The sequence below is a fragment of the Salsuginibacillus kocurii DSM 18087 genome, from assembly GCF_000377705.1.
In the GTDB taxonomy this organism is placed as follows: Bacteria; Bacillota; Bacilli; order Bacillales; family Marinococcaceae; genus Salsuginibacillus; species Salsuginibacillus kocurii.
The window spans coordinates 115666-128363 of sequence record NZ_KB898627.1; the positions used below are offsets into that span (position 1 = coordinate 115666).

Sequence of the window (12698 nt, forward strand, 5' to 3'; positions counted from 1 at the left end):
ATCACCCCCTTCGCTGTTTATTTAATACGGATCCTTGGGTCGACAATGCTTAAAATAATGTCTGAGAGCAGAGCTCCAATAATTGCTGCTACGCCAAATAGCAAGACTAACGCCGTTACGACACTAAAATCTCGTATTTGAATCGATTCCAAGAACAGTTGGCCCATGCCTGGGTAACTGAATATCCTTTCTACAAAGACAGACCCACTAATCAGGGCCGCAATCTCATAGCCAAACACGGCTGCAATCGGCAAGAGAGAATTTCGAAAAACGTGACCCGTATACACTTTTTGTTCCGGCACGCCTTTTGCCCGTGCTGTTAAGATAAATTCTTTTTGCTTCGTCTCAATTACTTCACTGCGCAAATATTGAACCGTAGTTACTGTCCCAATTAATGCAAGCGAAAGAGATGGAAGAATTAAGTGATAGACCTTACTCCAAAAATAAGCCAAGCCGCCTCCTGTATTGGCTTCGACACTCCCCCCCGTTGGGAACCAACCAAGTTGGAAACCAAATACAAACAGCATAATTAGCGCAAAAATAAATAAGGGAGCGGCAAAGCCGATATAGGTATAACCAGTGATAATACGGTCAGCAATCGTATCATTCCAGCGACCGCTAATTAGTCCAAGCGGCAAAGCTAGTATGTAAACGAAAAATAATGACATCAGTGACAACCAAAAGGTGTTTACAAGCCTCACCCAAATAAGGTCAGATACTGGCAAAGCGTGCGCGACTGATTGGCCAAAATCACCTTGCAAAACGCCACCAAGCCAAGAGAAATACTGTATGTACCAAGGGTCATTTAATCCAAGATCTTCACGCATGGCTTCTAACTGGGCAGGATCCATATCCGGGTCTAACGCCATACCTGTTAATGCATCCCCCGGCATCATTTGTGCTAATATAAAGACAATTACGCTGAGCAATACGAGTTGGGGAAACATGATAATGATACGTCTGATAATAAATTTCCACATTTCACATTCACCTGCCTCTCTAGGGTAAAGCTACGTAGTGCGTGTCAGTGACTGGCTTCAAGTCAAATACGCTACCATTTTCATCAAAATAGTTATGCTCTGTCTCTTTGTATTCTTCTTTCACTTGCCGGCGAAAAGCAGCCTGTTCTTTCCGGTTTTCAGGATCGATATCGGGAATGGCTGCTACTAATCGTTTCGTGTATATATGCTGTGGATTTTCATACACATCTTCAGCTGTGCCTTCTTCCACAAACCGACCATTATACATAATCCCAATACGGTCACACATGTGGCGAACTACTCCGAGGTCGTGACTGATAAAAATAAAAGTGAGGTTCAAATCTTTTTGGATTTTTTTCATAAAATTAAGCACCTGAGCTTGTACAGAAACATCGAGCGCAGAGACTGGTTCATCTGCAATGATAAGTTTAGGGTTAAGGGCGAGAGCCCGAGCAACGCCAAGCCGCTGCTTTTGCCCACCTGAAAATTCGTGTGGATATTTATAGGTCACTTCTGGACTGAGTCCTACAATTTCTAATAGCTCTTGCACTCTTTTCAATTCTTCCTCTTTCGACCGATTTTCAAAGTTTCGAATCGGTTCAGCAATTAAATCTTTCACTCTCTTTTTAGGGTTGAGCGATGAATAAGGGTCCTGGAAAACCATTTGAATATCTTTATAATATTCCTTCCGGTCCCGGTACCGAAGTTCACTTAAGTTCTGACCTTCAAAGGTAATTTCACCTTCTGTGATTTCTTCAAGACCAATAATAGAGCGGCCGGTTGTCGATTTGCCCGACCCGGATTCTCCTACTAACCCATATGTCTCACCTCGTTGTAATTCCAGAGAAAGACCATCTACAGCCCGAACCACATCAATTTTTCGCCGAAACAGGCCACCGCGTATCGGATAATGAACTTTTAAATTATTAATAGTTAGTATCGACATGGGCGAGCTCCTCCTCTTCTTCTGGAAAATAAAAGTGCTTATAACATGTACAGCGTACATAGTGGCCGTTTTCCACTTCACGAAGCTCTGGGTGTTCTTCATGGACATTATCTTCCATCCAAGGAATACGATCTTTAAACCTGCAGCCTTGTCGCGGCATTTTTGGTAAAGAGGGGACAACCCCTTCGATCACATGGAGCATCTCTTTTTCATCTTTTACAGAAGGCACCGAGCTAAGCAGTGATCTCGTATAGGGATGAAGCGGATTTCTGAATAATGAAAAAACATCTGCTAATTCTACGATCTGACCTGCGTACATGACAGCCACCCGGTCAGCCATTTCAGCTACTACCCCAAGGTCGTGCGTAATTAATATAATGCCAGCATCTTTTTCTTCTTTCAGTTCATTTAATAGATCCAGAATTTGCGACTGTATCGTAGCATCCAAAGCCGTCGTTGGCTCATCAGCAATAAGCAGCGCCGGATCACAAGCGATTGCAATGGCAATTACTACGCGCTGTCGCATCCCGCCCGAAAGTTCATGCGGAAATTGCTGGTGAACATTTTCTGCCCGCGGGATTCCTACTTCCTTCAAGAGATGAATCGATCGCTCGTATTTTTCTTTCGCAGTCAGCTTCGTATGTAAGTTTAGTGTTTCTACAATTTGATCCCCAATCGTTTTAAGAGGATTTAATGCCGTCAATGGATCCTGAAAAATCATACCGATATCTTTTCCACGAATTTGATTTAACTTTCCAGTGGATACGCTTGTTAAATCAGTGCCATTTAAATAAATCTCGCCTTCAAGATTCGTTTTAAACCTGTCATGGAGGCCTAAAATAGAAAAGGCGAGAGCACTTTTCCCAGAACCAGATTCCCCTACAATAGCCACTACTTCATTGTTGTTCACTGTGAGCGTTACCCCGTCAACAGCTGCATAATAGTCATCACCGATTCGAAAGGAAGTTTTTACATTTGTCGCAGATAACAATGCATTTTCAGTCATAGACATCACCTCTTTGCTCTCAAGTTGATACTTCATTTTTGCCCTCTTATTCTACTAATTAACTAAACGAATCTTTGTATTGCTTAAGTTCTACATTTAGGTCAACATGCTGTATGCTCTTTATTTTTGCAAGGTCTTCATTTACAAAAAGTATTAATTTATCATAATTTTGAAAATACGCTTGCAGCATCAAGTCATATTGGCCCGAAAAAGCACCAATAAATCGGATTTCAGAATATTTAGCTAGTTTTGCAGCTACGCTATCCTGTTCACCGAGAGCTATTGAAAGCCCAATAATCACTTGCACCTCAAGTCCAATTTTATTAGGGTTAGTATGAACCATATATTCAAATACACCTTCGTCTAACATGCGATTCACACGGCTTCGAACCATACCTTCACTAACATCCAGGCATCTTGCAATGTCACTATAGGATCGTTTTCTTTGCTTTTGCAAATGCCCGAGGATTAAAAAGTCAATTTGATCTATCGATTTCATTCATCCTCCTGCGAGCATCCATTCGTTCTACGAATGACGCAGTTTTTTTCAAAATGCATAATAAGATTCGTAATAATTCCTACTTTTTCCTGAGAAAATTTTTAAAATATTTGAACACAGTGTAGTAAACTTCAAACTCTTTCGCAATACTAATTTTTAAACTTTTTTATATTTCTTTGACATATTTTCTAACTCTCTTCCAAAAAATGCCGTGAAACCAACTGTTTCATAATTCAAATTTCCGGCCGGATTTTTTAAATTTTTCCTTATATTTTTATGTTGTGAATCAATTTCATAATGGTGTTTTAGGAGCAATAAACGAATGATATCTATTTATTTTTTATTTAATATACGGAATTTCAAAAGTGACTGAAACGTAAGACGGCGACTCACAGAGGATAAAGCGCAGTCTGAAGATCCACTTTTTCGATGGTTTTACTTTCGAAAAAGGTAGCTGAAGACAAGCCCCCGGGAAAGGTCCGTCTGAAGTGAAGGTCACATTCATTAGTCGGATTTTAAAACTTATTTTGAATTACGAAATTCATTCTGTAATTTAAATTTAACTTCATTTTTTCATTTGTATAGTACTTTTGTTCTATGATCACTTATTTGATTGAATGTAACTTTCAACATTCTTGTTCGAAATTGCAACTATGGAATTTATTGAAAATAATGAATTATATGGTATATTGTAAGCGGTTACTAAATTATGTAGCTCTACTTTATAAGCAGAGCTAAATCAATAGGAGGAATTGTTATGAAATATGCTGCACCCAACACATCCGAAAGTTTAGTTCATTTTAAAAACCGTTATGATAACTACATAAACGGAGAATGGGTGGCCCCAGCTAGCGGTGAATATTTCACTAATACAACATCCGTAACCGGAGAAGCAATTTGTGAACTAGCCCGCTCTACCTCTGTTGATGTTGAAAATGCACTTGAAGCTGCACACCAAGCAAAAAGCGCATGGCAACAAACTTCTGTCGCTGAACGAGCCAATATATTAAACAAAATAGCAGATCGAATGGAAGAAAACACCGAAAAATTGGCAGTTGCTGAAACATGGGAAAATGGTAAACCTGTGCGTGAAACGCTTGCTGCAGATATTCCATTGGCCATTGATCATTTTAGATATTTTGCAGCAGCGATTCGCAGTCAAGAAGGCGGACTAAGTCAAATTAATGAAGATACGGTTGCTTATCATTTTCATGAACCATTAGGCGTGGTTGGTCAAATTATCCCGTGGAATTTCCCATTGTTGATGGCTTGTTGGAAAATAGCTCCTGCTCTCGCAGCTGGTAATACAATCGTATTAAAGCCGGCCGAACAAACCCCCTCTTCGATCTTTATTTTACTTGAGCTAATCGAAGATTTACTTCCCGCTGGTGTCTTAAATATTGTAAGTGGTTTTGGAGTGGAAGCAGGCAAACCGTTAGCCTCTAGTTCCAACGTCGATAAAGTAGCTTTCACTGGTGAAACAACCACCGGGCGTTTGATTATGCAATATGCATCGGAGAACATTATTCCAGTTACACTGGAGCTGGGAGGAAAATCTCCGAATCTCTTTTTTGAAGATGTTATGGATGCTGATGATGACTTTCTCGATAAAGCAATCGAAGGATTTGTCATGTTCGCCTTGAATCAAGGTGAAGTATGTACCTGCCCATCACGTGCCCTTATTCAAGAATCGATTTATGATCAATTTATGGAAAAAGCACTCGAACGAGTAAAGCAGATTAAAGTTGGAGACCCACTTGATACAGAAACAATGATGGGAGCGCAAGCCTCAAAAGAACAGCTTGATAAAATTGTTTCGTACCTTGATATTGGTAAGCAGGAAGGAGCAGAAGTATTAGCAGGCGGAAATCAAATGAAACTAGAGGGCGCACTTGGAGGCGGTTATTATGTCGAACCGACTGTGTTTAAAGGGCATAACGATATGCGTATCTTCCAGGAAGAAATTTTCGGGCCTGTCGTTTCAGTAACTACCTTTAAAGATAAAGAGGAAGCACTTCAAATTGCCAATGATACTCTATATGGACTAGGTGCAGGAGTATGGTCAAGAAACATTAACACAGCCTACCGTTTCGGTCGAGCCATTCAAGCTGGCAGAGTGTGGACGAATTGTTATCATGACTATCCGGCCCATGCAGCATTTGGCGGCTACAAAAAATCTGGCATTGGTCGGGAAAACCATCTCATGATGCTCGGACACTATCAACAAACCAAAAACCTCCTCGTCAGCTACGGGGAACAAAAACTAGGCTTATTTTAAAGGCGCTGGTAAACAAGGAGGGAACGATCGACAGTCGTTCCAGCGATGATTAAAAGGAGGGCTTCAAGTGACTGAACGGGTAACGGCGACAGATGATGCTCTCGCTCTTATAGAAAAATTAACGAAACGTCACGGTCCATTAATGTTTCACCAATCTGGCGGCTGTTGTGACGGCAGCTCCCCGATGTGCTATCCAGAAGGAGAATTACGTACCGGTGATAGTGATGTCTACCTCGGTGATCTTGGAGGGGCCCCCTTCTATATCTCAAAAGACCAATATGAATACTGGAAACATACCCAACTTATCATTGATGTCGTAGAAGGTCGTGGAGGTATGTTTTCATTAGAAGGTCCAGAAGGCGTACGATTTCTTACTCGGTCCCGTGTCTTCACAGAAAAGGAACTGGCAGAGTTAGAAAACTCCTAACCGCCAGATTGACAGATTGAATTGATAATCAGGAATAGCTTATAAGCCATTTATCCGTAAACAATAAAAACCTGATCATGTGCTTTAGAGCCATGATCAGGTTTTATATGTAAGAAGTTTTGGCTATGCAAGTGTTGCTTTGGTTCATGCCTCATACTTAGGCTTTTATTATAGTTGAATATCAAGATGAAATCAGCTCTCCGGCCTATTATTCGGCGTGATTTCATCAACTACTTCCATCCAGTTGTTCTCGCTAACTGGTCCACGTTATTCTTCTTCTTGTTGATTCGTTTTTTCGTTAGAACGATTCGCGTTTCTCCCAAAGCGCCGCTCTCTTCTAAATTCCTCCATCATATCAAAGATCTCTTCTGTACGGAAAACAGTAATCAGTTCTTGCAAGAAATGGTAATATTCTCTGGCATGCTGTAGTTTCTCCAGATCATCTTCGACAGCCGGACGTAGATCTTCAGGCAAGTTCGGATCTTCTAACAGTTTGTGAAAATAAGGTTCAGCATCTTTAATGGCATCGAGATTTATATCTAACTCATATTCCCACCGCTTTGTGAAAAAGGAAATGAAAGTTTTAAAAAAGTCTGTCTCAGCCTTGTACAAATCCTTTCGTTGCTTCTTTCGATAAACTCTTTTCACCATTTTACTTTCAAGAAGCCGTTTTACCCCAGTACTCATTGCTGCCTTGCTCATATCCAGTTCTTCGCGCAAATCATCTAAGGTTGAAGGATTTTCATGAAAATACATCGATCCATATATTCTACCGACGGAAGGCGGCGCTCCGTATAAGTCCATGGTTTCTGCTATTGCATTCGTTACAATAGATCGCAACTCGCTAATATGCTCTTTGTATTCCTCATATACCTCCTGGTCTTCGCGTTCATTATCGCGTGCAGACATGTGTTCACCCCGCTATTCATTTGTATCTTTTCTAGCTCCTGCGTTAGTGAACGTGTACAAGTTAAGCTTCGCAAAACCCTCATCCATTTATAAATAAGCAATGATGATAATTACATGTTTGGACACGTTCTCCGAAAACTATTATACAAAAGCTGGCCTCTATGCCATAGACTTAATTGAGTGAAACTAAAAGAAAATCTTCACGTCGTTCCATTTCACATACCTGCTTGCTTTCTCATTCTTCCCTTTTCGCTTCATTCCTTAAACACATTTCTTCATCCGTCCTCTTCACGAATGGAAGAATGGTGAAATGGGCGTACGGCCCGTAACCCTTTCGTAACTAAAAAATCAAGGCGGTGTGGAAACAGTTCAATCAATTCGTTTAAAGGCAGATAAAGATCCTTTAAATGCAAAAGTTGTTCTTCATTAGCTGTCATTGTGAAAATCGTACTTTCTGACCCATCAGCATCAGGCCCCTGAATATGAATCATGGCCTTATATACATGCAAGTGGGCATGAGCTTCTCGCAACGTCAAAAGAGCAAGAGACAGAACCATGTCACGCCACAATGTATAAAATTCCTTCTTTGGCATATCTCGTTCTGATAACTTGCCTGTCTTCGTTACATGATATGCTTTTGTCGGAATAACCTCTTCAATAGCTGGCAATTGCACACGGACCACGACTTCCTCCGCAGTAATATGCTGGACATAAAACCGAGCGTTCATTTTGTTAAGCAAGTCTGCCGTACCGGCTGATTCCAGTTCTTCTTTCATCGCCTCTGTATCCCCATCTACAATTTTTGCCGCATACGCCCGATCTGCCTCCCAGTTCATGATAAGTTCCCGGTCTTCGTTTTTAGCCGCTTCCCTCTCCTTCTGCAGCTTCGCTTTCTTTTTCTCCGTTAAGCGAAAAAGTTTATCCCAAAAAGAAGGGGTGTAACGTTCAAGCTTCCTTTCTGCCTGTTCTTCATTTGGCCCTTTTTCATTTGGGGCAAATGGCGGAGCAGCGTCTCTTTCTTCACGCCAATCGATATAGTCCACTTCAGCTTGGTGAAAAGTGCGCAATTGCTGAAGATACTCTTGAACCTTTCGCACTTCAGCTTCTGCCTGTTTTTTCTGTTCTTTGTCATCATGACCAGAGCCTGCAGCATGAGGCTGCCCGGCTGTTTTCTGCTGCGGCTTCCCTTGATTCGTGCGTGCCCGTCCTTTACCAATCCGTTTTTCGTAAAATAAACCCGACCCAGGCAGTGTTGCCCGCCCACGCATACCACCAGGTCCAACCCCTGCCCGCAAGCCTCGGCCTCCAAAGGAAACACCTGCTCCCCGCTTACTGAAATTCACTCTCATTCCTTTTCCTAAGCGTTTACTTTTTCGAAAACCAATAGCCATAAATAGCCCCCCTATTCGGCTAACTCTTACGATAGCTGTAGCGTATCATACTCATCGCTGAAATGGCTTCTTCCGTTGAAATTCTTTATTACAAAAAACAAAGAGCCGACGTAACCTTTCACCCTTGACCGATTTTATAATAAAAGAGCCTGCTTGATTCTCAGGCTCTTAATGAATTATTCGTTTTTATCTATGAATGATTCTACTAACAAGTACGTATGAGGATACGTACCATTCTCAATAATTAATTCAATCCCGAAGATACCATTCTCATTTAAATCTAAAATATAAGACTGCTTCTCTTCAAAATTAACTTCAACATCATCTTTAAATTTAATCTCAATAAAATGATTAGAGTCCTCAATACTACCTGGCATAATTGGATAATCAATCTGTTTTATCTTTGGAATAGCGAGAGGTGATTTTGCATGCCCCTGCTCCCTGCGCACGCGGATACCCAGCCAGTTTCCTTCTTTATCATATAAAAGCGACCCTTCTACATCTGGATAGGAACCAATCGGCAGAGCGTTGGAAGTTCGCTCTTGTAAAAAAATATATATAATCTCATCATCCATGTTTACCAACATTCAAATCCCTCCATTACACTCAAGATGGTTAAACGTGACTAGCTGAGAGGGGATGCACATACTTAAACAAGAACTTAGGGATTAGTAGACAGAGAAAGGAATACTTTCTTCGACGTGTTTCAAATCAGAGGAAAGAATGAAGCATAACGTGCGCATTCACTTAATATTATTTTCCCTAAATCCTTATCGCTAAACAACCTGGCTTAGAACCTTTTTCAAGTGAATCCACTGGTTAGCATCCAACTTCACTATTCATTCTTATGCTTATATATACGTGTTCTGATCTTTAACAGTAGGTTAATCCTTTTTCACTAAATGAATATCCCCTTGTTTCAGCTGCCGGTGTTTTTAAAAGGAGGGGGGCTGATCATATAAAAACCCCAATCCGAACAGGACCGGGGTTCATGTGTGCAATACAACTAAATTCTTTTAAACGGATTGAAGAAAGAAAAGTATGGTACGCGACAGTGCCCTTACACTCTGCCTTCTTCTTTCGGCATACTTTTTCCAGTCCATCCATACAGAAGCGCCAGAATTGGCCCGAGCAAACAGAAAAAGGCAAATGGGGCAAAGGCTAGGACATCCACTTCTAACACCGAGGCCATAAACACACCGCTTACTCCATAGGGAATAATTGCATTAATTAATGTACCACCATTTTCAATCGCCCGTGTCATATTTTTCCGAGCAAGTCCTAGGTCTTGATAACGTTCCTCATAGGCTTTACCGGTTAAAATAACCGACATGTATTGTTCCCCTAAGGTTAAGTTAATACCTAGCGCTGTTCCTACAGTAGAGGTAATTAAGCGGCCACTCGATTTCACAAACGATTGCACCATTGTCATCAATTGTTGAATCAGCCCAAATGATTGCAGCATTCCGCCCATGCTTAGTGTCAAAATAAGAAGGGAAACTGGCCACATCATTCCTTCAATTCCGCCCTGAGCAAGCATTTCATTTAATTCTTCGTTTTCTGTAGCAGGGGCATATCCCTCTTGAATAAACAGGAGAAATTCACTGACCGAATATCCTGGGTTCATAAATATAGTAACCAATAACCCAGTACCGATTCCCGCGAGCATAGTCGGAATAGCTGGTGTCCGGCGTACAGCCAAAATCACAATAACTACTGCCGGCAGCAACGAAAGCGGATGAATGATTTGAGCCTCATGCATTTCTCCCATCAAGACTTGCAGCGCTGACATATCTACATTCGTTCCCCCGCTGCCAATGATTAAATAAAGCAGCAATGTAATTACAAACGCTGGCAGTGTCGTCCACATCATATGGCGAATATGCTCAAACAAGTCGACACGGCCCACAGAAGAAGCTAGATTTGTCGTATCGGAAAGCGGAGACATTTTATCGCCTACTAGTGCTCCTGAAACGACCGCTCCAGCCACAAGTGCCAAATTCATATCCATCATGGCAGCAAGTGTCATAAATGATACTCCGATTGTTGAAGCTGTTGTAAATGAGCTGCCGATTGAAACACCAACCACCGCAGTTACTACAAAAACACTAGCTACAAAAATTGAAGGATCTATGACTTGAAAACTGTAATATATAAACGTAGGAATTGTGCCGGCACTCATCCAGACACTAATTAGTACACCTATTAAAATAAAGATGACAATTGGTACTATGCCAGCTTGTATTCCTTGAATCATTCCGGCTTCAGTTTCACGCCAAGGAACCCGACGAACAAAACTATAGACAACAAGCAGCATAACAACGAAAAAGATCGGCACATGCGGCGGCGCTTCATACGCAATTAAACCTACCCCAATGACCGTTAATATTCCGAGAATGACCGCCACTGCTTCTCCATTTGAAACAGACAAGGGCACTTCTTTCTCTTTATTATCTCCCATGACTCTCTTCCCCCTAATTTCACACATAAATACGTCGACGTGCTAAAGTGATGTGTTGAAAAGAGAACCACCTTGCACCTCGAAGTTTCCCTCCAAACTCCGTGCATTGTGGTTCAGCCTTTTAATCTTCTTTATGATAGGAATTCTCATAAAAGCTAATATCCGGATATTTATCCTGAGCCATTTTAAACTGGAATTCACTTTCAAACAAAGCCACAATTCGGCCATGGCGATCCGTTACCAAAAATGGATGACGCCGTTTTAACTCTTTTATTGCATCCTCGCTACCGCTTACCCAGCGTGCGACCGAATGAGTCAGGCGGTCCATCGTCAAATTGACATTATACTCAGTCTGCAGTCGTTGTTCAAGCACTTCAAACTGAAGCACACCCACTACGCCGATAATCTGTTGTTCTATCGTACGATTGAGCGTTCGAAACAACTGCACAGCTCCTTCTTCCGTTAACTGTTCAATCCCTTTATCGAACGATTTGTGCTTCATAACATCTTTTGGCGCAATCGCCGCAAAATGCTCCGGCGAGAAATGAGGCATTTCTTCAAAATGAAAGTCACCCTTCTCTGCCAGCGTGTCACCAATTCGGAAGGTGCCTGGGTCAAACAGACCAATAATATCTCCTGCATACGCTTCTTTTACAATACTACGGTCCTGCGCCAAAAACTGCGTTGGTTGGGCAAGCCGCATTGGTTTCCCAAGCCGCGGATGATTGACTGTCATCCCCTGCTCATATTTACCAGACGTAATGCGCATAAAAGCGATGCGGTCACGATGCTTCGGATTCATGTTCGCTTGGATTTTGAAAATAAAACCAGAGAACGGACTTTCCACCGGGTCCACGACTCCCTGGTCGCTCACGCGTGGAGCAGGGGATGGCGCCATCTTGAGAAAATGCTCGAGAAAATTTTGTACGCCAAAGTTGGCCACTGCGCTCCCAAAGAAAATAGGCGTGAGTTCTCCAGTAGCAACCTTCTCTTCATCAAAAGGATCGCCAGCAATATCAAGAAGCTCAACTTCTTCGCGGAACTGTTCAAGCAAAGCAGCTTCAATATTTTCATCAAAGACAGGATCGTCCGGCCCAGTAACATCAAGCGTTTCAATATGTCCTGCTTCCGAGTCGAAGAGTTCAAGCTTATTTTGTTTGCGGTCATATACACCTTGAAAATCCTGGCCCATGCCGATTGGCCAATTCATGGGGTGCGAACGAATGCCAAGCACCTCTTCAAGCTCTTCCATCAGCTCAAACGGATCCCGCCCTTGCCGGTCCAGCTTATTAATGAAAGTGAAGATCGGAATCCCCCGCATGCTACACACTTTAAAGAGCTTTTTCGTCTGGGCTTCGACCCCTTTGGCTACATCGATCAGCATTGTGGCTGAATCTGCCGCCGTCAAGGTGCGGTACGTATCTTCACTGAAATCTTCGTGTCCGGGCGTATCAAGAATGTTTATTTGCTGGTCTTGATACGTAAATTCCATGACCGAACTCGTTACAGAAATTCCACGCTGTTGTTCGACTTCCATCCAGTCACTTGTGGCATGCTTTTGGTTTTTCTTTCCTTTAACACTGCCCGCTTCTCGGAGCATTCCCCCAAAATATAGTAATTTCTCGGTTAGCGTTGTTTTACCGGCATCAGGATGAGATATAATAGCAAAGGTTTTCCGTGCTTCAATCTCTTCTTTTAAGTTCGTCATTCGTTGTCCCCTTCTATCGGTCAATATATCAATTGCTTCTGTCTTTTTATCCTCTCCTAGTATAGAAGAGAACAGTTCGTCTTTCAAATGCAG

The 12698-nt window shown here is 42.0% G+C and carries 11 protein-coding genes; 2 read left to right on the forward strand and 9 right to left on the reverse strand.

The genetic code is table 11. The features are described from left to right. Window positions 1-17: 17 nt before the first annotated feature. From opp4B to D469_RS0111025, 4 genes are read right to left on the reverse strand one after another with little or no spacing between them, the layout of a single operon-like run. Window positions 18-980 carry an oligopeptide ABC transporter permease gene (gene opp4B / locus D469_RS0111010; protein WP_018923449.1) on the reverse strand — a complete coding sequence of 321 codons (963 nt, stop codon included), beginning with the start codon at window positions 978-980 and terminating at the stop codon, window positions 18-20. A gap of 19 nt (window positions 981-999) precedes the next feature. Further along, window positions 1000-1926 (reverse strand): ABC transporter ATP-binding protein, encoded by a 927-nt coding sequence (locus D469_RS0111015; RefSeq protein WP_018923450.1) that lies wholly within the window; start codon window positions 1924-1926, stop codon window positions 1000-1002. After that, window positions 1907-2932 (reverse strand): ABC transporter ATP-binding protein, encoded by a 1026-nt coding sequence (locus tag D469_RS0111020; protein ID WP_026286208.1) that lies wholly within the window; start codon window positions 2930-2932, stop codon window positions 1907-1909. Before D469_RS0111020 ends, D469_RS0111015 begins: the two co-directional genes overlap by 20 nt. A gap of 58 nt (window positions 2933-2990) precedes the next feature. Then, the gene (locus tag D469_RS0111025) at window positions 2991-3431 is read right to left on the reverse strand and encodes an Lrp/AsnC family transcriptional regulator (RefSeq protein WP_018923452.1); all 441 of its coding nucleotides are present in this window, start codon (window positions 3429-3431) and stop codon (window positions 2991-2993) included. Between the two features lie 757 nt (window positions 3432-4188). Between D469_RS0111025 and adh the strand changes: the two genes are divergently transcribed. Both adh and D469_RS0111035 read left to right on the forward strand, forming a co-directional pair. Then, on the forward strand, window positions 4189-5709 hold the full coding sequence (gene adh / locus D469_RS0111030) for an aldehyde dehydrogenase (protein WP_018923453.1): 1521 nt from the start codon (window positions 4189-4191) through the stop codon (window positions 5707-5709). A gap of 67 nt (window positions 5710-5776) precedes the next feature. Then, a complete protein-coding gene (locus tag D469_RS0111035; RefSeq protein WP_018923454.1) occupies window positions 5777-6136 on the forward strand; it encodes a DUF779 domain-containing protein in 360 nt (119 codons plus the stop codon). A gap of 267 nt (window positions 6137-6403) precedes the next feature. Here the strand turns inward: D469_RS0111035 and cudC are convergent, their stop codons facing one another. From cudC to D469_RS0111060, 5 genes are all read right to left on the reverse strand, one after another. Continuing rightward, complete coding sequence (gene cudC / locus D469_RS20185; RefSeq protein WP_018923455.1) at window positions 6404-7045, reverse strand: choline uptake/conversion transcriptional regulator CudC; 642 nt, start codon at window positions 7043-7045, stop codon at window positions 6404-6406. Window positions 7046-7320: 275 nt separating this feature from the next. Next, complete coding sequence (locus D469_RS0111045) at window positions 7321-8436, reverse strand: DUF4236 domain-containing protein (protein ID WP_018923456.1); 1116 nt, start codon at window positions 8434-8436, stop codon at window positions 7321-7323. A 176-nt stretch (window positions 8437-8612) separates the two neighbouring features. Beyond that, a complete protein-coding gene (locus tag D469_RS0111050) occupies window positions 8613-9023 on the reverse strand; it encodes a hypothetical protein (RefSeq protein WP_018923457.1) in 411 nt (136 codons plus the stop codon). Window positions 9024-9496: 473 nt separating this feature from the next. Then, window positions 9497-10897 (reverse strand): Na+/H+ antiporter NhaC, encoded by a 1401-nt coding sequence (nhaC, locus tag D469_RS0111055; RefSeq protein ID WP_018923458.1) that lies wholly within the window; start codon window positions 10895-10897, stop codon window positions 9497-9499. 121 nt (window positions 10898-11018) lie between these two features. Further along, on the reverse strand, window positions 11019-12605 hold the full coding sequence (locus tag D469_RS0111060; RefSeq protein WP_018923459.1) for a peptide chain release factor 3: 1587 nt from the start codon (window positions 12603-12605) through the stop codon (window positions 11019-11021). Window positions 12606-12698 lie beyond the last annotated feature (93 nt).